The organism is Pandoraea morbifera (assembly GCF_902459575.1).
Taxonomy (GTDB): domain Bacteria; phylum Pseudomonadota; class Gammaproteobacteria; order Burkholderiales; family Burkholderiaceae; genus Pandoraea; species Pandoraea morbifera.
The window spans coordinates 1-22,956 of record NZ_CABPSD010000003.1; the positions used below are offsets into that span (position 1 = coordinate 1).

23 protein-coding genes are annotated in these 22,956 nt (G+C 65.7%); 18 read left to right on the forward strand and 5 right to left on the reverse strand.

What is annotated here, in order from left to right:
- Positions 1 to 373: 373 nt before the first annotated feature.
- The 4 genes from PMO31116_RS06090 to PMO31116_RS06105 all read left to right on the forward strand — a co-directional run bounded on the left by PMO31116_RS06090 (position 374) and on the right by PMO31116_RS06105 (position 4,139).
- A complete protein-coding gene (locus PMO31116_RS06090; protein WP_150565952.1) occupies positions 374 to 619 on the forward strand; it encodes a hypothetical protein in 246 nt (81 codons plus the stop codon).
- A 734-nt stretch (positions 620 to 1,353) separates the two neighbouring features.
- Positions 1,354 to 2,277: a DMT family transporter gene (locus PMO31116_RS06095; RefSeq protein WP_150565953.1), complete on the forward strand. Its 924-nt coding sequence runs from the start codon at positions 1,354 to 1,356 to the stop codon at positions 2,275 to 2,277.
- A 129-nt stretch (positions 2,278 to 2,406) separates the two neighbouring features.
- Complete coding sequence (locus tag PMO31116_RS24325) at positions 2,407 to 3,159, forward strand: helix-turn-helix domain-containing protein (protein ID WP_343038594.1); 753 nt, start codon at positions 2,407 to 2,409, stop codon at positions 3,157 to 3,159.
- 593 nt (positions 3,160 to 3,752) lie between these two features.
- Complete coding sequence (locus tag PMO31116_RS06105) at positions 3,753 to 4,139, forward strand: helix-turn-helix domain-containing protein (protein WP_150565954.1); 387 nt, start codon at positions 3,753 to 3,755, stop codon at positions 4,137 to 4,139.
- 28 nt (positions 4,140 to 4,167) lie between these two features.
- Here the strand turns inward: PMO31116_RS06105 and PMO31116_RS06110 are convergent, their stop codons facing one another.
- Positions 4,168 to 5,004 (reverse strand): alpha/beta fold hydrolase, encoded by an 837-nt coding sequence (locus tag PMO31116_RS06110; protein ID WP_150565955.1) that lies wholly within the window; start codon positions 5,002 to 5,004, stop codon positions 4,168 to 4,170.
- A 178-nt stretch (positions 5,005 to 5,182) separates the two neighbouring features.
- Here PMO31116_RS06110 and PMO31116_RS06115 point away from each other — a divergent pair, with 178 nt between their 5' ends.
- The 11 genes from PMO31116_RS06115 to PMO31116_RS06165 all read left to right on the forward strand — a co-directional run bounded on the left by PMO31116_RS06115 (position 5,183) and on the right by PMO31116_RS06165 (position 16,798).
- Positions 5,183 to 5,734, forward strand: coding sequence for a YaeQ family protein (locus tag PMO31116_RS06115; protein WP_150565956.1), 552 nt, complete (start codon positions 5,183 to 5,185; stop codon positions 5,732 to 5,734).
- Between the two features lie 359 nt (positions 5,735 to 6,093).
- A complete protein-coding gene (locus PMO31116_RS06120) occupies positions 6,094 to 7,038 on the forward strand; it encodes a 2-hydroxyacid dehydrogenase (RefSeq protein WP_150565957.1) in 945 nt (314 codons plus the stop codon).
- Between the two features lie 49 nt (positions 7,039 to 7,087).
- Entirely contained in the window at positions 7,088 to 8,017 is a 930-nt protein-coding gene (locus tag PMO31116_RS06125) for a hydroxymethylglutaryl-CoA lyase (RefSeq protein WP_150565958.1), read from the forward strand.
- Positions 8,018 to 8,073: 56 nt separating this feature from the next.
- On the forward strand, positions 8,074 to 8,592 hold the full coding sequence (locus tag PMO31116_RS06130; protein ID WP_023872888.1) for a YbaK/EbsC family protein: 519 nt from the start codon (positions 8,074 to 8,076) through the stop codon (positions 8,590 to 8,592).
- Positions 8,593 to 8,700: 108 nt separating this feature from the next.
- Complete coding sequence (locus tag PMO31116_RS06135) at positions 8,701 to 9,138, forward strand: thioesterase family protein (RefSeq protein ID WP_023597923.1); 438 nt, start codon at positions 8,701 to 8,703, stop codon at positions 9,136 to 9,138.
- Positions 9,139 to 9,159: 21 nt separating this feature from the next.
- Complete coding sequence (locus PMO31116_RS06140) at positions 9,160 to 9,402, forward strand: DUF1289 domain-containing protein (protein ID WP_150565959.1); 243 nt, start codon at positions 9,160 to 9,162, stop codon at positions 9,400 to 9,402.
- Positions 9,403 to 9,436: 34 nt separating this feature from the next.
- Positions 9,437 to 9,868, forward strand: a complete 432-nt coding sequence (locus tag PMO31116_RS06145) for a MaoC family dehydratase (protein WP_024788575.1) — start codon at positions 9,437 to 9,439, stop codon at positions 9,866 to 9,868.
- Between the two features lie 64 nt (positions 9,869 to 9,932).
- Positions 9,933 to 10,856 (forward strand): MBL fold metallo-hydrolase, encoded by a 924-nt coding sequence (locus PMO31116_RS06150; RefSeq protein ID WP_150565960.1) that lies wholly within the window; start codon positions 9,933 to 9,935, stop codon positions 10,854 to 10,856.
- 400 nt (positions 10,857 to 11,256) lie between these two features.
- Positions 11,257 to 12,204 carry an NAD(P)H-dependent flavin oxidoreductase gene (locus PMO31116_RS06155; RefSeq protein ID WP_150565961.1) on the forward strand — a complete coding sequence of 316 codons (948 nt, stop codon included), beginning with the start codon at positions 11,257 to 11,259 and terminating at the stop codon, positions 12,202 to 12,204.
- Between the two features lie 440 nt (positions 12,205 to 12,644).
- Positions 12,645 to 14,534, forward strand: coding sequence for a hypothetical protein (locus PMO31116_RS06160; RefSeq protein ID WP_150565962.1), 1,890 nt, complete (start codon positions 12,645 to 12,647; stop codon positions 14,532 to 14,534).
- A 230-nt stretch (positions 14,535 to 14,764) separates the two neighbouring features.
- Positions 14,765 to 16,798 carry a hypothetical protein gene (locus PMO31116_RS06165; protein ID WP_150565963.1) on the forward strand — a complete coding sequence of 678 codons (2,034 nt, stop codon included), beginning with the start codon at positions 14,765 to 14,767 and terminating at the stop codon, positions 16,796 to 16,798.
- A 99-nt stretch (positions 16,799 to 16,897) separates the two neighbouring features.
- On the opposite strand, the gene PMO31116_RS06170 is transcribed toward PMO31116_RS06165, so the two are convergent.
- The 4 genes from PMO31116_RS06170 to PMO31116_RS06185 all read right to left on the reverse strand — a co-directional run bounded on the left by PMO31116_RS06170 (position 16,898) and on the right by PMO31116_RS06185 (position 20,522).
- On the reverse strand, positions 16,898 to 17,746 hold the full coding sequence (locus PMO31116_RS06170) for a 3-hydroxybutyryl-CoA dehydrogenase (RefSeq protein WP_150565964.1): 849 nt from the start codon (positions 17,744 to 17,746) through the stop codon (positions 16,898 to 16,900).
- Positions 17,747 to 17,992: 246 nt separating this feature from the next.
- Positions 17,993 to 19,033 carry a porin gene (locus PMO31116_RS06175; RefSeq protein WP_023597929.1) on the reverse strand — a complete coding sequence of 347 codons (1,041 nt, stop codon included), beginning with the start codon at positions 19,031 to 19,033 and terminating at the stop codon, positions 17,993 to 17,995.
- Positions 19,034 to 19,512: 479 nt separating this feature from the next.
- Positions 19,513 to 19,779, reverse strand: a complete 267-nt coding sequence (locus PMO31116_RS06180) for a hypothetical protein (RefSeq protein ID WP_150565965.1) — start codon at positions 19,777 to 19,779, stop codon at positions 19,513 to 19,515.
- A gap of 227 nt (positions 19,780 to 20,006) precedes the next feature.
- A complete protein-coding gene (locus tag PMO31116_RS06185) occupies positions 20,007 to 20,522 on the reverse strand; it encodes a hypothetical protein (protein ID WP_150565966.1) in 516 nt (171 codons plus the stop codon).
- A gap of 699 nt (positions 20,523 to 21,221) precedes the next feature.
- Between PMO31116_RS06185 and PMO31116_RS06190 the strand changes: the two genes are divergently transcribed.
- The 3 genes from PMO31116_RS06190 (at position 21,222) to PMO31116_RS06200 (ending at position 22,819) form a co-directional block, all read left to right on the forward strand.
- The gene (locus tag PMO31116_RS06190; protein WP_150565967.1) at positions 21,222 to 21,680 is read left to right on the forward strand and encodes a hypothetical protein; all 459 of its coding nucleotides are present in this window, start codon (positions 21,222 to 21,224) and stop codon (positions 21,678 to 21,680) included.
- Positions 21,681 to 21,805: 125 nt separating this feature from the next.
- Positions 21,806 to 22,210 carry a hypothetical protein gene (locus PMO31116_RS06195; RefSeq protein WP_150565968.1) on the forward strand — a complete coding sequence of 135 codons (405 nt, stop codon included), beginning with the start codon at positions 21,806 to 21,808 and terminating at the stop codon, positions 22,208 to 22,210.
- Between the two features lie 93 nt (positions 22,211 to 22,303).
- Positions 22,304 to 22,819, forward strand: coding sequence for a hypothetical protein (locus tag PMO31116_RS06200; protein ID WP_150565969.1), 516 nt, complete (start codon positions 22,304 to 22,306; stop codon positions 22,817 to 22,819).
- Positions 22,820 to 22,956 lie beyond the last annotated feature (137 nt).

Below are 22,956 nucleotides of genomic sequence, written 5' to 3' on the forward strand. Positions count from 1 at the left end.
GTTCGTAGTTGCTGTTCGTAGTTGCTGTTCGTAGTTGCTGTTCGTAGTTGCTGTTCGTAGTTGCTGTTCGTAGTTGCAGCTCGCAGTACTCATGCTGTATTCCGGCGCTGGTCAGATGGCCGGATGGAGAGTCATCCCTCCCTGCTGTTACGAGGCGTCGCTCTCACGCGTCAGAGCCGTACCGCCGCCCGCGTTTCAGGCGGCGGATCGCGCGCCCACAGCCTCGTATTGCCCACGCGTAACCCCAATCTCCGATGCCGCTCACGTATCGCGCAGTCGGATCACGCTCGCCCGCGTTATCGCGTGGGCGCTCGGCGTGCGCGTCACCCACGCGACATGCCCGATGCCTTGAACAAAGAGAACACTTGCAGACATGAATACCGACCCAGAGCGCATCACCGTCACTCTCACCTTGCACCCGAACGACCTGAAACAACTCGACAACGCCTGCCGGCGTGTGGGTATGAATCGGGAAGATTTCTGTGTGCTGGCCACGCACCTGGAAGGCGCTCGTGTGCTCAATGGTGAGGGCCTGGCCGCCCTGGCTCGTCCGTTCGGCTTCGCTGCCGCACTCCCCGCCGCTTTGCGCTGCGCTTTCAATCGTCTCTGCGCTCGCTGAGCGCCGCCGCGCCGTCAAGCACGGCCATCCGGTAGCAGCCGTCGCTGCCAGCGCGCCAGGCACCGTATAAGGTGCGGCCGGCTCACTGAGGCCGCCTATCGCGCGCGGCGAACCCGCCAGCGCACCGCTGCAGGTGAACGCTCACCTCACAGGCCACACCCGGCTCGCTCCGCGCCTTGCGCTCCAACGCTCGGCGTTCGATCGCTCGATGCCCGATGCCCGGTGCCCGGTGTTGGCTGATCGTTGGCCCCTGGTCGCGAGCCCTTGGTCGCTGGTCGCTAACTCGACGGCAGCACACATCGGCGCCAGGGCATGCGCTACCGGCCGGGGTCGCATGCGTCGACGTCGAGACCGAAATTCCCTATTGATTGTCCGAAATTCGCTATGCGACATCTCCCGATCGGACGGACAATTCGATGCAAGACAAGAAGGACTGAACGCGCCGACTCGCGCGCCCAATACCTTTCAGGCCCGCAGACGCACGCCCCTCGAGAAGGCCATGGAAAAGCCCTGACGACGGCATGACGACGCCAGGGCTCGCGTCACGGCCCGGTCCGCCGAGTGCCTACCCCACGCCCTTCGAATCGGCTGCGGATTCGCACTCTCGGCCGAAACGACAACGTGAAGGCGGCTCCAGATCTTGTCCGTGGCTCGCCGTCGTGTCGAACGCCTCGAACACGTCCCCCCCCCATAAATCGCCGGCCGCCCGATCGACCGGCACACCCAACCGATCCATGTCCAATTTCATCCTGCCGTTGACCGCCGTGCTGATTTGGTCGGCCAACGTCATCGTCAACAAGCTGTCCGTCGGCCACATCTTCCCCGCCGAAATCGCCTTTCTGCGCTGGTTCGCAGCCGGACTCCTCCTCACTCCGCCAGCCCTGCCTGCACTCTGGCGCGCGCGTGGACCGTTTGCACAGCATCTGGCCCAGTACGCCACGCTCGGCGTGCTCGGCATGGCCATCTACCAGGGGCTCGCCTATTCGGCAGCGCACTACACCAGTGCCACCAATATGGGGATCATTCTCGCGCTGCTGCCGCTCACCACGCTGGCACTCGCCGTGATCGTGCTTGGCGACGCCCTCACCGCCGGCGCGCTCGCGGGCGGCCTGCTCTCGATCGTTGGGGTACTGCTGGTCGTGGGGCACGGCTCTCTCATGCATCTCGCTGATCAAGGTATCGGCATCGGCGACGCCATGATGTTCGGGGCCATGTTCGCCTATGCGATCTACTGCGTGCTCCTGCGCAAGTGGCAGCTCCCGCTGGCTCCGTTGCCCTCGCTGTACGCGCAGATTCTCTTCGCCATCGTGGCGCTTCTGCCCTTCTACCTCGTTTCGGAGAAAGCCGGCGTGTCGATGGACAACCTCCCTCAACTGGCTTTTGCCACGATTCCCGTCTCGATTGCCGCACCCTTCATCTGGATGATCGGCGTGGCCCGTATCGGTCCGCGGCGCGCCACCGTCGTCATCAACCTGGTCCCGATTTTCACCGCGCTCATCGCGGCATTCGGCCTCGGCGAGCATCTGGCGGCCTACCACCTCATCGGGGGCGCACTTATCCTGGCGGGCGTCGCGATAGGCGAGAACTGGCATCTACCCATTCGAAAGGCCCGTCAACCGTCGCCCGCGGTGCAGGATGAATTGGGAAGTGTCCGATAACTTCTGCGCATTTGGCGTCGCCCACTCTTTATAGAGGCCCGCCTGTAACGCATGGGAAGGAGAGCGATATAACGTCGCAACGCACGGGGGGATTGATTACGCTGTGTGACTCGTCAACGGAGTCCCGCCATGCAAACGAATCCTCTCGCGCTGTTCGGAGACCATTTGGCCCGCTTGCGCAAGGCGCGCGGTTGGTCGCAGGAGAAACTGGCACTCGAGAGCGGTCTGGCACGCTCGTATGTCAGCGGTATCGAGCGAGGCCGACGCAACGTCGCGCTCGTCAACATATGCGTGCTGGCAGACACGCTCGGCGTACCCACCTCGGAGATGCTGCGTTTCGCGCAGGCCAGCACCACGACGCAAGACGCCGCCGCGACATCCGAACGCACACCGCTGCCGCAAATCAGCCGTTCGCTTTGCAAACTCGAGAACCGCGACCAGATCTGGCTCGCCGAGATCATTCGAAGCCTGAGCTCCCGGCTCAGCCACGCAAGCCCACCCCCCGACATCGGGGCGCATTCCGTCATCGCACAGCCCACAGATGGGCCCGCCAGCGAGAGACCCCAACGCGACCTTCAAGCCGGCGTTCGCACGAGTGCCGACGACGCCCATGGCATCCGGGTGGCCGAAGTGACTGAGGTGACTGGAGCGGCTGGAGCGGCTGAGACCGTTGAGGCGATGGCCACCCCCGAGCCGCCGGAAGATCCATCGCGCGAGCAACGCCGCCAGATACCTGGCCAGGACGGGCGCTGCACGGCCATCGATCCGGGATTCGACGCACGGTCGCCCGTCACCCCGCAGTTTGCCGCATCCGGCAGCGCGCCGAACGCCTCGGGCGCCCGTGACGACTCGCGGCATTTTCCCATCGGCAACGACGAGTGAGCGAACGTCATGAAATTGATTCTTAGGACATCGCGCAAAGTCAGCGTCATTTCTCGCCGGGGTTTGCGCCATCGTCCGTCTAGTAAAAGTAACCAACAGACCTATCAAATCTGACCGCTGTAGCCAACGCCGGGGCGGCGCGCCGCGATACCGCCGCGCATTGCCCCGGCCACGGATACCCCAGACAGCGCAGGACACCCGGCACATTGCCATCTACCGCAAATTTTCGCGCTCCGACATCACTTTCGGCTCGTACCGTCGACATCAAGTGACATCCCAGCGCGCAACCTTTCAGAATCCCGGCTCTACGCCATCCGGCACATCCGGTGTCACACTGCGCGGCTCCGGTTGACCGGCATGCGGCAACGTCCGGCTCGACGTCGTCTCTTCAACCACTGGATGTAGATACGCGAGCTGGCGCCACAAACACCGTTGGCGAGCCCCCTTTCGTTGAGTCTTCTCCGAAAGTCCTCGAAATCTCCATGTGACCGCCCCGGTAGTTCGTGCCTCGCAAACGGGGGATACCCGAGGCACCACCCCCAATGCCGGATTTTTGTTTCAATCTTCTCGTCCCTAACAAGGAAAACTTTCTTATGGACACCAACTTATTCCGATTCGGCAGGCACCTCGCCGGCCTGCGCAAGAAATACAACTGGGCGCAGGACAAGCTCGCGCTCGAGAGCGGTCTGGCCCGTTCCTATCTGAGCGGCGTCGAGCGTGGCAAGCGGAATATTTCGCTGCGCAACATCTGCATTCTGGCCGACACGCTGGGACTGCCTCCGCATGAGTTGCTGGCCTTCGACACGTCGAACGGCGTGGCGGCCGACGCGGGCGCCAACGGCCTGTCCGCGCCATGCGATCCGTATCCGTCGCTGAATCGGGCCATGCAGAAGTTGTCGGATCGCGACCAGGCCTGGATGGCCGACCTGGTTCGAACGCTGAGCCTGCGGCTGGGCCACGGCATGTTGCGTGATGAATGACGGGGGAGTGGTCGTCGCGCGGCGGGCGTCAGTCGTTACCGAGGAAGGCGTCGACGGCGCGGTGAAAGGAAATGGGATTCGCGAGGTTCATCCCATGAGAGGCGTCCTGAATCACCATGCGGCGTGCCTCCGGCATGGCGGCCGCGAGCGCATTGAGCACCTCGGGATACGGCGCGGGGCTGTGCGCGCCGGCCATGAGCAATACCGGCACATGCAGCGCGCCTAGCGCGTCGATGGGCAGCGGCGTGCGAGGCTCGGCGACCTGACCGATCAGCGTGCGCGCGTTGTCGCGCACCATCTGCTTGAACCAGGGCACCATGCGGCGCCAGGTGTCGGGGCCGCTTACGGCGTCGATGAAGATCGCCAGCCCGCCGTCGACATCGCCATCCTCGATCGCCGCCAACGCCCGCTCGCGAAAGTTGCCACGCTCACCATCGAGAGAAATTTGCACCGGGCCGCCGCTGATTTCCACGCCAGGGTCGGCCAGAATCAGCGAGCGCACGGTGTCCGGCGCAAGAAGCGCCGTTCGCAGCGCGACGTAGCCGCCGCGCGAATGGCCGAGCACATGGACCGGGCCAACCCCCAGCGCCGTGATGAACGCCGCGAGATCCTCCGCGTGTTGTTCGCCGGAAAAGATGCCCTCATGACCGTCCCAGGCCTCGGGCCAGTAATGGCGCAGGCTCACCGAGATGACGCGCCGTCGCTGTCCGAGCGGCGCCATGTTCGGTTTGAAGTAGCGACAATCGCACAGCGACCCGTGCACCAGCACGAGGGGTGCGCCGACGGCGTCGGCAGGAGCGGGCGATTCAACGTACGCCATCGGATAACCGTTGACGTCGATCGTTTGCGGTGCGGGAACCGGCATGGGGGACACATCAGGTGAGACGGGTCGCCAGTATACCGAGCTTGCCTGCGCCTTGCTGCGGCGCGCCGGAGCCGTCGACGCGTCCCCATCCCCCTTCTCGGGGCGGGCGCGCCCGCCGGAGCGCCGCACCCGCCTGGTGTATGCTTGCGACTCTTTTCATTCCTGCGGTTTTCCCGGTATGGCACTCAAAGCCACCATCTACAAGGCCGAGGTGCAAATCACCGACCTCGACCGACACTACTACGCTTCGCACAGCCTGACGATCGCCCGTCATCCGTCCGAGACCGATGAACGCATGATGGTACGCGTGCTCGCCTTCATGCTGTACGCCGGCGAGCGCCTCTCCTTCGGCAAGGGAATCTCCACGGCCGACGAACCCGACCTGTGGGAGCACGATTTCGGCAACGATATCGTGCGCTGGATCGACGTCGGCCAGCCTGACGCACGCCGCCTCGTCAAGGCCGCCGGCCGCGCCGAACGCGTCGACGTGATCACCTATGGCGGCAAACCCGCCGCGATCTGGTGGCAGGCCACCGAAAAGGAAATCAATCGCCTGTCGAATCTCACGGTGCGAATGCTCGACGACGCCTCGGCACAAGCGCTCACGGCGCTCGCCTCGCGCACGATGCGTCTTCAATGCACCATCCAGGACGGCGAAGTCTGGATCGCGGACGACAACCACAACTTCGCGGTCAATCTCACCACCTTGCGTTCGGCGGCGAACGACTGAGCCCGACTGCGGCCCAGCGGCGAATGCCCACGCGGCGCTTGCCGCGATCCCGCTTCCCCAATGCGGGTGGTGAAGTCGTACAAGGCGCTGCGTCCAATCGTTCCGGTACCCGGCCCATGCCCTTCGGTGTGCGCCGGATCCGTCGCCCCCAACCGTGGCGGGCCGCCCTGCGCCAATGCCCGCCGGCCCACAAGCTGCGTTACACTTGACGTTAACGTAAATCGAGTGAACGCGACTTCGCCGGTCCGCCCGCCGCCCCCGTCCGCCTACGACAGTATCCGTTCGTACGCGGCGTGTTTTGCGTTGTGTGTCTTCCGGCTTCGCGACGCCTCGTCCCTATCAGCGTCTGCCCGCAACCCATGGATATTCTTGTTTTCTCCCCGGACGGCAAGACCGCCGCCTACGAGACCGGCCTCGCCGAGCACCTTCCCCGGGCGACGATTCGCGCCTGGCAGCCCGGCGACACGGCGCCGGCCGATTACGTAGTGCTCTGGAAGCCGAATGCCGAGGTACTGCAACCCCGCGAGCGCCTGAAGGCGATCTTCAACATGGGCGCGGGCGTGGATGGCGTGCTCGGCACGCGCGGCGAAGGCGCGCACCGTCTGCCGCCGGGTGTGCCGCTCGTGCGCCTGGAGGACGCCGGCATGGCCGATCAGATGGCGCAATACGTCGGCGCTGCCGCGCTGCGCTACTTCCGCCGTCTCGATGAATTCGATGCCCAGCAGGCGCAGGGGCAATGGAAGTTTCAGAAGCCCAACCGCCTCGCCGATTTTCCGGTTGCGGTACTCGGCTACGGCACGCTCGGCGCGCATGTCGCGCGCACGCTCAAGCAGTTCGGCTTCCCGGTGCGCGCGTGGAGCCGCAGTCCGCGCAGCGATGACAGCGGCGTCGTGCTGCACCATGGCGACGCGGGCTTCGACGCCTGCGTGAGCGGTGCGCGCATTCTCGTCAACCTGCTGCCGCTGACGCCGCAGACGGTCGACGTACTCAACGCCGCCCTGTTCGCGAAACTCGCGCCAGGCGCCTTCCTGATCAACGTGGCGCGCGGCGCGCATCTGGTCGAAGCCGACCTGCTGGGCGCGCTGGCGAGCGGACAGATTGCCGCAGCCACGCTCGATGTGTTCCGCACCGAACCGTTGCCCGCCGACCATCCGTTCTGGCGCACGCCGCGCGTGACGATCACACCGCATATTTCAGCGATGACGTTGCGCGACGAAACCGTCGCACAAATTGCTGGCAAGATCGCCGCGCTCGAGCGCGGCGAGGCCATCACCGGCATCGTCGATCTGACGCGTGGCTACTGAGCCGCCGCCCGCCAGCATCGTCGCCCGACATCCTCCGAGGAGACAACTCATGTCCGCATCCCCTTTGCCGCAGCGTGTGAAAGTGGTCGAAGTCGGCCCTCGCGACGGTCTGCAGAACGAAAAGCAGCCCGTGCCGACCGACGTCAAGATCGCCCTCATCGATCGACTCTCGGCCGCCGGCTTCGCCAATATCGAGGCCACCTCGTTCGTCTCGCCGAAGTGGGTACCGCAGATGGCCGACGGCGCCGAGGTCATGGCGGGCATCACGCGTCGTCCGGGCACGATCTATTCCGTGCTCACGCCGAACATGCGGGGCTTCGAAGGCGCCGTGGCGGCAAAGGCCGATGAAGTGGTGATCTTTGCGGCGGCGAGCGAAGCGTTTTCGCAACGCAACATCAACTGCTCCATCGAGGAGAGCATCGCGCGCTTCGAGCCGGTTGCACGCGCGGCGAAAGACGCCGGGCTGCGGCTGCGCGGCAGCATCTCGTGCGCGCTTGGCTGCCCCTATCAGGGCGAGGTCCCGGTCGCGAGCGTGGTCGACGTGGTCAAACGCCTCGCCGCGCTCGGCTGCGACGAGATCGACATTGCCGACACCATCGGCGTGGGCACGCCGTCGCGCACTCGTGAAGTCATGGAGGCCTGCGCCCGCGTCTTCCCGATCGAACGGCTGTCCGGGCACTTCCACGACACCTACGGTCAGGCGACGGCCAACATTTACGCCGCACTGCTCTCCGGCATCTCGATCTTCCACTCGTCCGTGGCCGGACTGGGCGGCTGCCCGTACGCCAAGGGAGCGACGGGCAACGTGGCGACCGAGGACGTGCTTTACCTGCTGCATGGCCTGGGCATCGCCACGGGGATCGACCTCGACGCCGTAGTGCGCACCGGCGACTTCATCTCGCAGGCGATCGGACGGCCGAACGCTTCGCGTGTGGGCCGCGCACTCCTGGCGAAAATGCAGGACACCACCGCCGCCTGACGCATCGCACCAGGCGCCCATCGCCGCGAGAGTGGCGTAACGACATGAACACGACCATGAGCGACACCCCCCGCATTCCCGAACCCGCCCAGGAACAGACCCTGCCCGAAGGCGCGCGTCACGTGGCGCGACTGCTCGCCGGCATGGGGCACGATCAACCCATCGTGCTGCTGCCCGAGACCGGCAAGACGTCGGCGGAAGCCGCCGCCGGCCTGGGCTGCGAAGTGGCGCAGATCGCCAAGTCGATCATCTTTCGCCGTGCCGCCGACGACACGCCGGTGCTGGTCATCGCCAGCGGCATCAATCGCGTGGACGAGAAGAAAGTCGCGGCACAAGTGGGCGAGCTCGCCCGCGCCGACGCGCGCTTCGTCAAGGAGAAAACCGGCTATTCGATCGGCGGGGTGAGCCCGATCGGGCACGTCGTCGCACCGGTCACGCTGATCGACGAAGACCTGCTCAAGCTCGCCAGTCTCTGGGCCGCCGCCGGCCACCCGCACGCCGTGTTCAACCTCACGCCGCAGCAGCTCGTGGCGATGACGGGCGCGCCGGTCGTGGACGTGGCGCTGCGCAGTTGAACCGTTCGCGCCGGCGAAAGTGAACACGGCGCCGGGTCGTGCGCTTGCGTGTCGTTGCTTTCGGTCACGCAAGCGCCGGTACCCCAAACCTTAACGAGGAGACACGCCATGCCGAGTCCCGAACTGGTTCCGGGCCTGACGTTCGAATGGACGTATCGCGTGCCGCGCAAGGCCGTGGTGCCCGAACTTTACGACGACGTCGAACTCTGCCGCGACATGCCCGCAGTACTCGCCACGGGGTATCTCGCGGGCATTCTCGAATGCGCCTGCCTGCAGGCGATTCGGCCGTACCTCGACTGGCCGCGCGAACAGTCGCTCGGCACGCTGGTCTCGTTCACGCACCTGGCGGCCACGCCCGCGGGCGATACGTTGCGCATTCGGGGCACGCTCGTCGATGTCGCCGGGCGCACGCTGCGCTTCGAAGTCGAAGCCTGGGACGGTCTCGACAAGGTCAGCGCCGGCACCCACGAGCGGGTGATCGTCGACGAGGCACGCTTCCAGGGCAAGCTGCGCGAGAAAGCCGCGCGGCTCGGCCTTTCCGTGTAGTCACCCTCTGCCTGTCACGTCATGCTCCCACTCGCCTCGCCCGTTCCATCGCCTTGCACCAACATCTGCCGGATGAACCCCGCGACGGGCTGGTGCTCGGGTTGCTGGCGCACGCTCACGGAAATCGCCGCGTGGTCCACCATGGCCGACGATGACAAACGCCACGTCTGGTCGCTGCTGCCCTCGCGACGCGCCGAGCACGAGGATCCGCCGGTGCAACATCGTCGCGTGATCGCGGACGACCCCGGCGCGGGCAGCACCTGACGCGCTCCGGCGCACTACTTTTTCACTACCGCATATGGGAAAAATCGTTGCCGTTGGCGAGACCTTCTCCGCCACCCATCATTTCTCGCCCGATTCGATCCGCGAGTTTTCCACGCTGGCATGCGACCTCAATCCGCTGCACCACGATGCCGATTACGCCGCGGCCGATCCGCGTTTCGGCGGGTTGATCTCGTCGGGCACGCAGCAGATGTCGTACCTCGCCGCGTTGCTCGCCACGCACTACTCCAGGACAGCCCAGCCGCTCGGCCTGGAATTCGACATGAAGCTGCGCCGTGCGGTGCATGCGGGCGACGACGTCACGGTGCGCTGGACCGTCACCGACAGCCTGTGGAAAGAGAAACTGGCGGGCGACATCGTGTCGCTCGAGGGCGAGGCCGTCAATCAGCGCGGCGAGACCGTGATCGCGGCCACGGCCAAGATCCTCGTGTCCGCCAGGCCGACGTGAATCGTCGGCGCGACGCACGCACGCTCCCCGGTCACACCGCCTTGTCAACTCACGAGATACGCCCATGACCTCGCTTGCCCTGCCCGCCGGGATGCGCGTGTTCGAGCGCGGCTGGCTCTCATCGAACAATGTCCTGTTCCTTGGCGACGAGCCGACGCTCGTCGACAGCGGCTACGTATCGCACGCGGCGCAAACGGTGGCGCTCGTGGCCCACGCGCTACCCGAGGCACAGCCGCTCGCGCGGCTCGTCAACACGCATCTGCATTCCGACCATTGCGGCGGGAATGCCGCGCTCCAGGCGCACTACGGGTGCCGCACGTGGGTGCCTGCCGCCGAAGCCGATCCGGTCCGGCATTGGGACGCGCGCCGACTGTCGTTCGAAGCCACCGGCCAGCAATGCACGCGCTTCACCTTCGACGAGACGCTATCGCCAGGTGACGCCATCACGCTCGGCGACCACGAATGGCTGGTACTCGGCGCACCAGGGCACGATCCCCACGCGCTGATGCTCTATAACGCCGCACACGGCGTTCTGATTTCGGGCGATGCCCTCTGGGAGCGCGGCTTCGGAGTGATCTTTCCGGAACTCGACGGAGAGTCGGGCTTCGCCGAACAGGCGGCGGTACTCGATCTCATCGAGCAACTCGACGTTGCCATCGTGATTCCCGGACACGGCAAGCCGTTTGCCGATATCGACGGCGCACTGGCCGCGTCGCGCGCACGCCTCGCATATCTTCAGGCCGACCCGGCGCGCAACGCGCGCAACGCGCTCAAGGTGCTGATCGTGTTCCGGCTCATGGCCGACGGCAGCATGACGGGCGCCGCACTCAAGGCGACGATGGATACGGCACGCGCCTGGCGCAACGCGGCAGCAATGCTCGCGCCGCCATCGGGCTGGCCGGCGCTGCTCGATACGCTCGTGGCCGACCTTGCGAAGGCCGGGGCCGTGCGCTTCGACGCCGAGACCGACACACTGTTCGCCGTCTGACAGGAACTGGCGCGCCGCGCAAAAAACAACGCCGCTTGCCTGAGTCGACAAGCGGCGTTTGAGGACGTGGCGTGCCGGACGAACGCTGCGGTCGCTAACGCTGCGTTCGCCTTGCGACCTCCTGCTGCCAAGGACGCCCGGCACGCGATTTCATCCTACTCGGCCCGCCGGTTCAGCCTCAAGGGGACTTTCCCTGATGCGGCCTGCGGCACCTCGCGAACCCGCCGCGGAACCGAAGCTTTCCTCAATTGCGCGCTCACCGGGCGGCCGGTGATTCCCCCTATAATCGAACGATCGTTCGTGAAATTGCGAACTCGCGAATTCGACACGTGACCGGCGTTCGCGTCTGGTGCGACAACGCCACGGCCGCCGGTGCGGGCGTTCTGCTCAAGGAGACTTCATGGCCCTTCCCAAGATTCTGCAAAACCTGGCGTTGCCTGTCGTGGCGTCGCCGATGTTCATCGTGAGCTACCCTGAACTCGTGCTGGCGCAGTGCAAGGCCGGCATCGTCGGCTCGTTCCCCGCGCTCAATGCGCGCGAGCCGCAGATTCTCGAAGACTGGCTCGCGCGCATTGGCGAGGAGCTGGCGTCGTTCAAGGCCGCGAACCCGGATGCCGTGGTCGGCCCGCTGGCCGTCAACCAGATCGTGCATCAATCGAACCAGCGACTCGAACATGACGTACGCGTATGCGTGGAGCATCGTGTGCCGATCTTCATCACCAGTCTGCGCGCACCGCCCAAGGAAGTGCTCGATGCGGTCCACAGCTACGGCGGCATCGTGCTGCACGACGTGATCAATCTGCGTCATGCGAACAAGGCGCTCGAGGCTGGCGTGGACGGGCTGATCCTCGTCGCCGCCGGCGCGGGCGGGCATGCGGGCACGCTCTCGCCGTTCGCGCTCGTCGGAGAAGTGCGCAAGATCTTCGACGGGCCGATCGTGCTGTCGGGCTCGATCGCCAACGGCGGTTCGATCCTCGCCGCCCAGGCCATGGGCGCCGATCTCGCCTACATTGGCACGCGCTTCATCGCCTCGTCCGAAGCCAATGCGAGCGAGGCCTACAAACAAGCCATCGTCGACGCCAACGCGAACGACATCATCTACTCCAACCTTTTCACGGGTGTCTCGGGCAACTACATCCGCCAGAGCATTGTGAACGCCGGCCTCGATCCGGAGAACCTGCCCACGGCCGACAAGAGCGCGATGAACTTCTCGAAGGCGAAGGCGTGGAAGGACATCTGGGGTGCCGGACAGGGCGTCGGACTGATGGACGACGTGCGGCCGGCGGCTGAGATCATCGCGCGACTGAAGCAGGAGTACGACGACACGCGCAAGCGCCTGTCCCTCTGACGATTGGCGAGGATCCGGGGCGAGCCGTCGCAAGGCCCACCCCGGGCCCGTGCAGTCGGCTCCGGCAAAAGCGACAACGTCCTCCGCCGAAACGCAAGCGCCGCCATGGGCGTCAATGGCAATCTCCCTCCTCCCGGGCTACGGGACGCATGCGTGCCAGCCACGCCTGCCGGTGTCCCGCCCCGTTCTCTGGAGGCACTCCCATGGCGCTTTCCCCGCATCGACGCGCGATCCGTTGCGCCCCGAGCTACGCATTGCCGCGGCACGATGCTCGCGGCATTCGCAATCCTCACCTCACCCACGAATTTCCCCGCCGACTTCGCGCCGCACGCGTTGGACGACGCAACCTGACATTCGACGCACCGTCACGTGGTGCCGCCACGGCCACGCCCCCCCTGGATCGTGCGCACAGGCCAACCGTGTTTTGCGCCGTATCCACGATGTTCGCCGTAGCGCTCGTCGCCAACCTCGCTGCGGCTTCCGCCCGCGCCAACCCCGCGGTGCCCGCCGGCGTCGATCGTTCGGCCCTCGGTGACCGCGCCGTCGACCACGCCCCTGCGGCAAGCGCCAATGCCTCCACATACATCGACATCGATGTCGCGCCGATCCACGCCCCGGTCATCAAGACCGACTATCCCGTAACCGATCTGCTGCGCGCCCTGGCTTCCGCAGACGCGCCGTTTCGAAAACTCGGGAAAGCACTCGGCGACGCCTATGTCGTGCTAAGCGGCAACGACGTGGCGCCAAGTACGCGGCAGGCGGTCATGCAGGTGGGCGCATTCGTGGATCTGGCCACCGGGCTCGTTCCGGCGGTACAACGCATCCGCATCGGCGCACAGGTCGCGGACGTGAGTGCCGATGCCGTCGAACACCACCACGTCAGCACCGATGACATTACGGGGATCGTCCAGTTTGCCGATCCCCGTGCGATGGGCGCGGGCTCGCCCCGACAGACGGGACGCCGCGCCCTGTCCGCCCCCCGCCGCGTCGCCGCACGGCCAGACGCGCCCCCGGCTTCGCATTCGGATGCGGTGCCGGCCGCGCCGACCGCGCGGCATGACGCCGTGGGCGCGGCACGAGGCGCGTCGCGACACTCCGGAAGCGCATCCGGTGTCGATACGGACACGCCCCTTCGCATCGCGGGCGAACACGAGCATCTGAGCGGCTACGCGCAGGCGCTTCCCCCCGGCGTTGTACCGGGCACCCCGCGCCAGCGTCTGATACTCGCGGCCGGGCGCTACTACCTCGCAGGCGAAGCAGGCTATTACCACGCTGGGCGAGGACGCAGTGCCGATCATTGGCTTGTCGAAGCCCCCCGAAGTGCGGACCGCCGCGCGCCCGTCCCCGTGCACTACGACGCCGACACCGGACAGTGGCGTGCGGAACCGCCGCTGCGGCTGTGCGGCGGCGGCTGCGCGCCGAGCCGCGAAGCCACTCCCGACAGCATTGCCCTCGATCATGATCGCGTCGCATCCGCCCTCGCCCATCTCACCGACGACAACATGCGCGAGGGCATTCAGCGCGCGTTTGCCGACCTGAGCCTGCTGCATCTCACCCGCAGCAACCGGCCCGATCTGCACATGATGCGAGACAACTCGATTGTTGACCACCGTGCGGCCTTGCGGGCGGCAATGAAACACATCAAGCCCGGTGCGTCGCTGGTCAGGCAGCAGCAGGCGGCCTCTCTCATTACCGCGATGCATTACTACTGGCATCCCGACGCGGAAGCCTTCTGCCAGGAGAACGCCGAAATCCTCTTTCACTACCTGCTCGTCAACGACATCCCCATCGATCGAATTCGCATGATCACGATTCAGCCCAAGAACCGCCCGCCGCATGTTCTCGTACTTTATACGGAATCCGAAACGTTGATTCCCATGCTCGATGCGGCGACGCCTCAGCCTCCCGTTGGCGCTCGTCCTGACGGCATTCGGGACGGCGTCTTTGCACGGGAAATCTACGAATCGCGCGACACCACCGTGTTGCTGGATCCCTGGAGTCACGCTCGCGCGACCTCGTTCTTTCACGCCAATCACGCGATCAGCCTCGTCGAGACGCTCGATGCGGCATTCGTCGACATCGGTCATCGCCCGGGCAGCGATTACACCGTTTCGGTCACACGTCCGTTAGGGACACCACGGGCAAGCGTCGTCAGCTTGTCGGGTGGGGACAACCGGGAGACGCAGGGCAGTTGGGACAGTCTCGATAGCGACAAGCGATCCGGCCACCCGGACGGCTCAGGTAGCTCGGGAAGCGGGCCCAGCCTCTCCGGAGGTTCGTCAGCCCCGGCGGCGCGAGACAGCGGCAGCGAGAGCGACATTCTCCCCTGACGCTCCCGTCATGCCATGACTCCCTGACTCCCACATCGATTTCATCGGAGACGGATCGCCAAATGCATTCGACCACACACTCTCGTTCCATCGCCCCAGCGCCCCGCTACGGCGCACGGCTCGCCCACCATCGGACACCCACCCCCTCCAAATTTCGCGGTACCTTCCGGCACGCGCGTGCAGCGCACGCCGCACGGGAAATCAGCGACACGCACCGAAGCCGGCCCGCCGTGCGCGATGCGTTCTGGCCCGTCGCGTTCTCCCTGCTGCTGGCTGCCAACCTCGCGACACCGGCGACGTCCGCATTGCCGCCACGCGATCGTCGTGTCCGGCACGGCAACGCAACGGCGCGGCTTGACACATCGGCGCCGACGTCGAACCTCACGGCGATGCCATCGTCCGATCAGGTCGTCGTGCGGCCGGTGACGCGCACTGCCATCAAATCCGACTACGCGATGCTCGACGTACTCAAGGCAGTCGCCGCGGCGCGCTCGCCGTTCCTGAACACCGGTGAATCGCTCGCCGACGCGTACGAGATCGCCAGCGGCCAGCCGGTCGCCCCGGACTTTCGCCGCATGCTGCGCACGCTGACGGGCACGCTCGATACCGCCACGGGCATCGTTCCCGACGTTCAGGCGTTGCGAATGCCCGCCGAGATCGCCGACATCGCCGCCGACCGAATCGAGGGCCGGGCGCTCGACACGAGCCGTCTGAGCGGCGTGCTGCAATTCGCCTCGCCACGTGGGCAGGCCATGCATGGCGTGCCGGAGTGGCACGATGCGCCTGTATTGCCGGAGCGCGACGCCCCCGAACCTCCAGCGTTCGACCCGGCCATCGCAATCGATGTCGCACGAGGCCGCCTCACCGAATCGCGCGCCGCGCCAGAGCGCGATCGTCCCGGCTACGACATCGCGCCGTACCGACGTCCGAACGTCGCCGACCCCGACCTTGCATTGAACGATGCGCCCGCGAGCACCCGCTTCATTCAGGATGAGCGGCGACACCTGTCAGGCTATGCACAGCACTTGCCCGAGCACTTTCGGCCCAAAGACGAAACGACCCGACGCTTCCTTGCCGGTGGCCACCACTACCTTCGGGGCGAGGCCGGGGATTACCGCATCACACGCGGATTCAGCGACGATCACTGGCTCGTCGACGCGCCTCGCCGGAACCAGGCGCAGGTGCCGGTGACGTTCGACCCTGCCACCGGGCGGTGGCAGGCACACGCCCCCCTGCGGCTATGTGGCGGCGGATGCGGCCCGAGCCGTCCGATGACGCCCGACAGCATCACAAGCAGCTACGAAGACATCTTCGCCGCCACGCGGCACCTGCCGGACGAGTCCGCGCAGGAGGCGATCCAGAATGCGTTCGCCGACGTCGGTCGGTTGCACCTGTTGCGCTCGAATCGCGAAGATCTTCGCGACTTGCGCGACAACTCGATCGTCGACCACCGGGCCGCGCTGAGCGTTGCGATGAAGGACATCAACCGTGGCGCCCCGTTGAGAAAGCAACAGCGCCAGGCCGCGGAAGCCACCGCGATGTATTACTACTCACGGCCGTTCGCGGAGGCGTTTTGCCAGGAGAACGCAGAAGTCCTGTTCTATTTCCTGCTTCAGGACGGCGTCGATCAGGACAACCTGCGCATGATCACCGTTCAGCCGAAAGGCCGGGCGCCGCACGTCATGGTGCTGTACTCGGAATCACGGGAGTTCATCGACATCCTCGACCGGTCGACGCCGCAGCCCAAAGCGCCGCTGCGCGAAGATGGCGTCACGTCGTCGCAGTTCGCCTGGGGCGCCTATCTTGCGCGCGACACCACCGTACTGCTCGACCCCTGGAGCCGGTACAAGGCGATTTCGTTTGCGCGTGCCGACACGCCGCAGGACGCAGTCGATATTCTCGACAGCGCATTCGCCGAGATCGGACACCGCACCGGATACCCGTACACCGTGTCGGTCACCCGGCCGCTCGCGGCGCGGCGTCACGCGGTGATCGGGCAGACGAGCAGCAGCACCAGCCTCGGCAGTGCGGCAAGCGCGCGCAGTTCGAACAGCGTGAAACCGGAGAAAGGTGAAAGACGCTGGTCAGGCGCATCCGGCAGCACCGGCGGATCCGGTGCGTTGGGTGCGTCGGGTGCGTCCGATGCATTCAATGCGTTTGCACCGTCGAGCGCACGCCACACGCCGCATGCTTCTCATGCGCGACGATCGCCCGACGCCGCGCGGTCGCTATCGCCTGTCGCCGAAGCTTCATCCGCAGGCTGACGCTGCGCGCGGAGATCGCGAACACGCGGGTCCGGCGCGGCAATATGCGCGCCGGACCCGCGCGTCGGCGGTACGTTTCAATCCGAACCGCGAGGACAGTCAGTACGTGTAGACACCACGCCCGGTCTTGCGGCCCAGATAGCCGGCCGCCACCATCTCCTTGAGCAGCGGGCACGGACGATACTTCGAATCGGCGAACTCTTCGTAGTAGACGTTCATTACCGACAGACAGACGTCGAGCCCGATCATGTCGGCCAGTGCCAGCGGGCCGATCGGGTGGTTGCAGCCGAGCTTCATGCCTTCGTCGATTTCCTCGGGCGAGGCCAGATTCTCGGCCAGCACGAAGAAGGCCTCGTTGATCATCGGCACGAGAATCCGGTTCACCACGAAGCCCGGCGCGTTCTTCACCGTGATCGGCGACTTGCCGAGAGCACGCGCGAGCGCATCGACGCGGGCGTGCGTGTCGTCGCTCGTCTGCAGGCCGCGAATGATTTCCACGAGCGCCATGAGCGGCACCGGGTTGAAGAAGTGCATTCCGATGAACGACTCGGGACGCGCGAGCACGGCGGCAAGCTTGGTGATCGAGATCGACGACGTGTTCGAGGCGAGGATCGCGCCTTCCTTCGCGATGCCGTCGAGCTGCTTGAGAATCTTGACCTTCAGGTCGAAATTTTCGGTGGCGGCCTCGATCAGGATGTCGGCATCGGCCAGCGACGCGTAGTCGGTCGACGGGGTAATGCGGGCGAGCGCGGCGTCCTTGTCGGCGGCGGTGATCTTGTCCTTCTTGATCAGGCGCTCGAGGCTGCCGGCGATCGTCGTCATGCCTTTCTGGACCGCGGCGTCGCTGATGTCGACCATCGTCACCGGCAGCCCGGCCACCGCACAGGCCTGTGCGATGCCGTTGCCCATGGTGCCTGCGCCGATGATGCCTACGTGTTGAATCGTCATGTCGTCTCTGCTCCGGTTGTGCGGGTAGGTGGCGAAAATACCGTCTTTGCGCGGTGCACAAATCATAGCGCGCAGACGTCGGATCGGTGACACATGGAACCGCTGTGCGAAACGACGGGCATGGATCTTCCACGATGCGACGCGCGGCATTCGACGCCCCGAAACAAAGGGGGCAGACGCGCGCGGCGTTTGCCCCCTCCGGATCGGCTCGACAGCGCGTCTGTCGGACAGGCGCGCCGCGTGGCCTCAGAACTTCATGCGCACGCCGCCACCGAAGGTGTCGCCGCCCGAGAGCGAGCTCACCTTGTCGTTCATGTACGCGGCGTAGATGTCGGTACGCTTGGACAGGTTGTAGTCGTAGCCGAGCGCCCACGTCTTGCGGTTCACGTTGCTCGCGCCCGAGCTCTTCGTGTACGCATACGAGGCGAGCACCTTGCCGTTGCCCAGCGGCACCGACACGCCGAGCTGACCACCGTTTTCCGACACGCCGCCGCCGGTGATGTTGTTTCGGATGTACTGGTACTGGCCAAAGAACTTCACCACCTGCAGGTCATAGGTCGCGCCGAGCTGCACGGCCTGCTGGCTGCGGAAGCCCGCCATGCCGGCCATGTCGTCCGGCTGCGAATCGAACTTCACCTGCTGGTAGGCCACCGTCGCCGCGAACGGGCCGTTGAAGTACAGCGCCGAGGCGCTCCACTTGTTCTGTCCGGTTTCGCCAGCCTTGTTGCCGAACGCGTAGGACACGCTGCCCGACAGGCCCTTGAAATTCGGCGTGGTGTACATCACGGCGTTGCTCCAGCCGGAATCGCCCACGATACCCTGACCGGCCTGGCCGATGAACGTGTGGAACACCATCGGGCTGAAGGTGTACGAATCGACGAACGGGTTGAACAGAATCGTCGACACGAAATAGGAAGTGGTCAGGCGCCCCATCGTGACCGTACCGGCGGTGTCCGACGACAGGCCAACGTAGGCGTTGCGCGAGAACATCGTATCGCCCTGGAAGCGGCCGTACTGACCGTTCTGCGGACGGAAGAAGTCTTCCAGCACGAATACCGCCTTGAGGCCGCCGCCCAGGTCCTCACTGCCCTTCATGCCCCAGTACGAGGTCGACATGCCGCCCCCGCCCTGCGTCCAGGCACGATCGCCGCCCGGATTCTTGACCGCTCCCATCCAGGCGTCGACCTGACCGTACAGCGTGACGTTCGACTGTGCGAATGCCGGTGCGCTCACGCACGCGCCCAATACGAGTGCCCCACCGATGCCCTTGGCCATGCTCCGCTTCATTGACTTCTCCTTGGTTTATGTATTTTGTGTGCCGGTTTGCCCGCCCGACGCGGGACCTGCTGGCGCCCGTCAAGAAGCGCCTCCCTGATAAACGGCCGTGATTCTCGCACAGCCCCACCATGCGCAGAAAGGCCGGAACCGCACCGAAAAATCTGCGTATGCGATGGCTGGGAAATGGTGGGGAGACAAAAATCCGCCGAACACCCGCGCCACAATTAATCCCGGTATAACGAGATCGATATGTTGCTTGCGTCAGCAGGTTAGCAAACGCTCACATTCGTGGTAATTAGCGGAAATGGCGGGCCATGAATATGGCCGAATCGAAGATGCGGAGGGCGAAGGCGCGACGTATCCAATGTTGCACATGTGCAACATCTGATACATCGGGGAGGCTGGGGAGGGGGCACCGCCGCGCACCTCGCGATCGCGCGTCGGGAAGGGCGAATCGCGGACGGTGAGCGGGGAAAGGCGAGAGGAAATCAGCGACCGCGGCGACCGCCGCCACCACCGCGGGGTCCGCGTGGCTCACCCTGCGGGGTGTACTGGCGCTCGCGCGGCTCGGCCGGAGCGGCCCAGTTCGGATAGGCCGCCTGGCCTCGGCCGCGGTCGGCACTGAACCGGCTGATGTCCTCACGCAGCGACGCCTTGTTCACGTCGAGCATGTCGCGTCCGCGCCCGCCTCCCGCCCAGGCGGGGTAGGCGCATACGAGTATCAACAGGAAGCAATAACGAAGTCGGGCACTCATTTCGGTTCAGCCACAGCCCCGGCCCGAAGGTGGGGCCGGTTCGCACGAGGCGCTGTCGTCATCTGCGGGTGGCAGATGCGCCGTATACCTCAAGAATGACTGTACCGGGTCGGTCGAACGAGCGTCGACTGAAAAAATGTTAATGCGTGGCGCGGTCTGCAACCGTTTGTAACCGCCACGCCACGCGGGCGCCGCAGACCCCGCAACGCCCCGTCCGGCGGGGCCGCTTACTTCTCGACTTGCTTCTCGACGGACAGCGAGATCTCGCGCAGACGCTCTCCGCGCTGGGTGACCAGGTCCTGCGCCGTGACGGTGAAATTCACCGGACGCGCGTACTTCCGGCTCGCGCTCTGCCATTCGGCGGGCAGACCCGCCGCATTCGTGGTCGTTGTCCGCAACGTGGTCACGCCACGCGTGCAGCGCGAGACCTGCGTTGCAAAGGTTTGCGCCTGACGACGCAGATCCATCGCGGAAATCTTCTGGTAGTCCCACACGCATTCGTAGGTCGGGGCGAGGCCCGTGGCCCGGAACACCTTGCAGTCGCCACCCGGCACGGAGTAGGTGGCCTGATAGCTCTCGCCGCGCTCGTTCTTGGCCGCAAGCGGGCCGGTGATATCGTCGAAACCGCCCTGAGCACTCTTGGCCAGCAGCAGGATGCCCTCGCACTGGTCTGCGGCGAAGGCCGACTGCGCGGCGCACAGGCAGGCAAGCAAGGCCCATCGTTGTAGAGAATGTTTTGCCATCGTTGGAATGTTTGACAGGTATACGGCAGCGTGATGCCCGGACCGGAGCGCAGTGGTTTCCGGGATCGCCATCCATCGCCATGAATGCTGACATTAGAACGCAAACCGGGCGCGGACGAAACCATCGACACAGGGGGAATCGTGCGCCATTTCGAGTCAACGGCTTCGCGATAGTTCGCGCGCGGCGCCCCCTCATCCGAAAAGCCGATCCCGATCGAACGCGGGCGACCTATACTCAAAGCGCAGTCAGACTGCATGGGCGCGGCCGGGAACCGATGGTGGTTCGACGCAGCACGGCAATGCCCCTCGGTGCCAAGTCTTCTTGGCCCTTACCATGCCGCGCCGGTACACGCGGCTGGCGATGCCCTGATGGGGCCTCAACCGGCGGCTAGGCCGCCGGTTTTCATTCGGCGACGCAAAGCGTCTCTCCCGCACCCCTCGCGCACCTCTCCCGCCTCGCTGCCATCTCGCTGCCATCTCGCTGCCGGTAACGCGCCTCGCGGCGCCCTCATGCCAATGGATTAGGCGAAAGTGCGGATTTCGCCCGAGTCGTCGCTCTGCAACCATCGAACCACAAGACCAATATCGCCCGGGCACTCACCTTCGGAAGTCGGCGGAGGGTTTGTGGACACTTTTCAGTCTCCCTTGGCGCGCCACATGTTGCGCGCGTGCGTGTTCGCGCGTCGCTCGAGGTGATCCATGGGACACCCGACACCACCTCGCGGTCTGCGCCCCGCCGATCCCGACCAGGGATCACTGGCGACGCCGTCGCAGCTGATCGAATCGGTTCGCGGTCACGGCGGCACGCTCGCCCACGTGCTTGGCGCGCTCGGCACCTTCCGATTGCGGCACGGCCACTGGCCCGGCCGCCTCTACCTCTATCCCGAGACACTTGCCGCGCTCGTGCAGGACCTGACCCCGTTGGGCTTCTACCGTTTGCAGCAGCATCTCGACGTTCTGACCGACCTCGAGCGCGACCTGTTCTGCGCGGACGACAGCGGCAACGTGTCGATCTATCGCGTGCAGGCCGTGCCGGACGCCGTGAGTATCGACGTCGCCGCCGCCTGGCTTGGACTCGCGGGTTCGGCGAACCGGTCGCCCACACACGGGCATGGCGGGGTGGTCGGTGCACCGACCACCCCGAAGCCGCCACGCTGACGCCGCCGCATCATGGCGCCGGCCTCGAGAACAGCCCGCGCCCCCTCCTCGGATGGTTCCCGCTTCACCGGACCCCGCCTCTGCGGGGCAATGTCACCTCCGCCCTTCCTTGCCGGAGAGATGTCATGAACCGACTCGCGATCGTTCTGGACGGCTTGATGCTGCTTTACCTTGCCGCCGCCACTGTCGTTGGTGTGCAATCGAGTGCCGCCGACGGCCACGCGCTGCTCACCAGCGTACTCGGTGTGTTGCTCGCGTTATGCGCGCTGGCCATGCTCGCGGCGCCGTTCTACGTGTCGCTGGTCGTGCTCGTCACGCAATCCGAGCGACACCTTCGGCTCGCGTCCTGGCTTCACCGGGTGTTGCTCGCGCTGATGGTCGCGGCGATCGCGGTTTCACTGCTCGGCGACCATACCGTCGAAGTCTCGGCATCGCTATTCGCGCTGGTCGCGATCGTGTGCATCGTCAATCTCGTTGTCCTCTCCCGACGTCGAACGCACTTCGAGGCGTTTCATCTTTTCGAGCATTGAACCGATTGCGACGATGCCGACACCGCGCGGCTTACCGATGCTGCGCCGACGTTCATTTGCGAGCGTCACCTCCGCGATGCTAGACTGCGCGGCATGAATCGCTGGCGAAGACTCCTCGTGCTGTGGCTGTTGTGCGTCACCATGCCTTTTCAGGCCATGGCCGCTCTGCGCACGCATTGCGCGCCGGGAGCGCCGGGCACGAGCGCGCTCGGCGGCTCGACGATGGCGTCGTCCGCCTTGCCGGGAGATGCCGGCGCGACAGCCATGCATCCCGGCATGATGGCTGCCGCGGCCGAGGACACAGGGCGCCACGCGATGCACGCGTCACGTGGGATGGCGCATGGCATGGCGCAAGGCATGCACGACATGGCGCATCACGATGCGGCCGCATCGGGGCCGTCCGACCACAAGGCTTCGTCGGCCGGCCATACGTTGCACGCGAGTTGCTCGGCTTGCGCGGCCTGCGTCGTCTGTACGGCGTTGCCGCCGAGCATGGTTCTGCGCACGCCCGATGCCCAGCCGTCCACCCCCATCCCCTTCCTGCGCACCTCGGCGAGCAGCGCCGTTGTCGGTGTGCCTGAACGTCCCCCCAAATCGCTCGTCGCCTGACGGTCGTCCATCGTTCGCGGGAATCGCTGTCGCGTGTTCCCCGACTGGCGGCGTGCCGTCTCCGTTTCTCGTCGGACTGACCTGACGCCGCATCGCGCGACCGGCCCTCACTCGCCCATCGCCCGCGCCGCCGGTCC

Coding starts and splice junctions, on each gene's coding strand:
- PMO31116_RS06150 (WP_150565960.1), top strand. CDS start 9,933: ATGACCTCGCTTGCCCTGCCCGCCGGGATGCGCGTGTTCGAGCGCGGC.
- PMO31116_RS06110 (WP_150565955.1), bottom strand. CDS start 5,004: ATGCCGGTTCCCGCACCGCAAACGATCGACGTCAACGGTTATCCGATG.
- PMO31116_RS06105 (WP_150565954.1), top strand. CDS start 3,753: ATGGACACCAACTTATTCCGATTCGGCAGGCACCTCGCCGGCCTGCGC.
- PMO31116_RS24325 (WP_343038594.1), top strand. CDS start 2,407: ATGCAAACGAATCCTCTCGCGCTGTTCGGAGACCATTTGGCCCGCTTG.
- PMO31116_RS06135 (WP_023597923.1), top strand. CDS start 8,701: ATGCCGAGTCCCGAACTGGTTCCGGGCCTGACGTTCGAATGGACGTAT.
- PMO31116_RS06200 (WP_150565969.1), top strand. CDS start 22,304: ATGAATCGCTGGCGAAGACTCCTCGTGCTGTGGCTGTTGTGCGTCACC.
- PMO31116_RS06095 (WP_150565953.1), top strand. CDS start 1,354: ATGTCCAATTTCATCCTGCCGTTGACCGCCGTGCTGATTTGGTCGGCC.
- PMO31116_RS06175 (WP_023597929.1), bottom strand. CDS start 19,033: ATGAAGCGGAGCATGGCCAAGGGCATCGGTGGGGCACTCGTATTGGGC.
- PMO31116_RS06090 (WP_150565952.1), top strand. CDS start 374: ATGAATACCGACCCAGAGCGCATCACCGTCACTCTCACCTTGCACCCG.
- PMO31116_RS06155 (WP_150565961.1), top strand. CDS start 11,257: ATGGCCCTTCCCAAGATTCTGCAAAACCTGGCGTTGCCTGTCGTGGCG.
- PMO31116_RS06115 (WP_150565956.1), top strand. CDS start 5,183: ATGGCACTCAAAGCCACCATCTACAAGGCCGAGGTGCAAATCACCGAC.
- PMO31116_RS06190 (WP_150565967.1), top strand. CDS start 21,222: ATGGGACACCCGACACCACCTCGCGGTCTGCGCCCCGCCGATCCCGAC.
- PMO31116_RS06140 (WP_150565959.1), top strand. CDS start 9,160: ATGCTCCCACTCGCCTCGCCCGTTCCATCGCCTTGCACCAACATCTGC.
- PMO31116_RS06130 (WP_023872888.1), top strand. CDS start 8,074: ATGAGCGACACCCCCCGCATTCCCGAACCCGCCCAGGAACAGACCCTG.
- PMO31116_RS06145 (WP_024788575.1), top strand. CDS start 9,437: ATGGGAAAAATCGTTGCCGTTGGCGAGACCTTCTCCGCCACCCATCAT.
- PMO31116_RS06125 (WP_150565958.1), top strand. CDS start 7,088: ATGTCCGCATCCCCTTTGCCGCAGCGTGTGAAAGTGGTCGAAGTCGGC.
- PMO31116_RS06120 (WP_150565957.1), top strand. CDS start 6,094: ATGGATATTCTTGTTTTCTCCCCGGACGGCAAGACCGCCGCCTACGAG.
- PMO31116_RS06180 (WP_150565965.1), bottom strand. CDS start 19,779: ATGAGTGCCCGACTTCGTTATTGCTTCCTGTTGATACTCGTATGCGCC.
- PMO31116_RS06170 (WP_150565964.1), bottom strand. CDS start 17,746: ATGACGATTCAACACGTAGGCATCATCGGCGCAGGCACCATGGGCAAC.
- PMO31116_RS06195 (WP_150565968.1), top strand. CDS start 21,806: ATGAACCGACTCGCGATCGTTCTGGACGGCTTGATGCTGCTTTACCTT.
- PMO31116_RS06185 (WP_150565966.1), bottom strand. CDS start 20,522: ATGGCAAAACATTCTCTACAACGATGGGCCTTGCTTGCCTGCCTGTGC.
- PMO31116_RS06160 (WP_150565962.1), top strand. CDS start 12,645: ATGTTCGCCGTAGCGCTCGTCGCCAACCTCGCTGCGGCTTCCGCCCGC.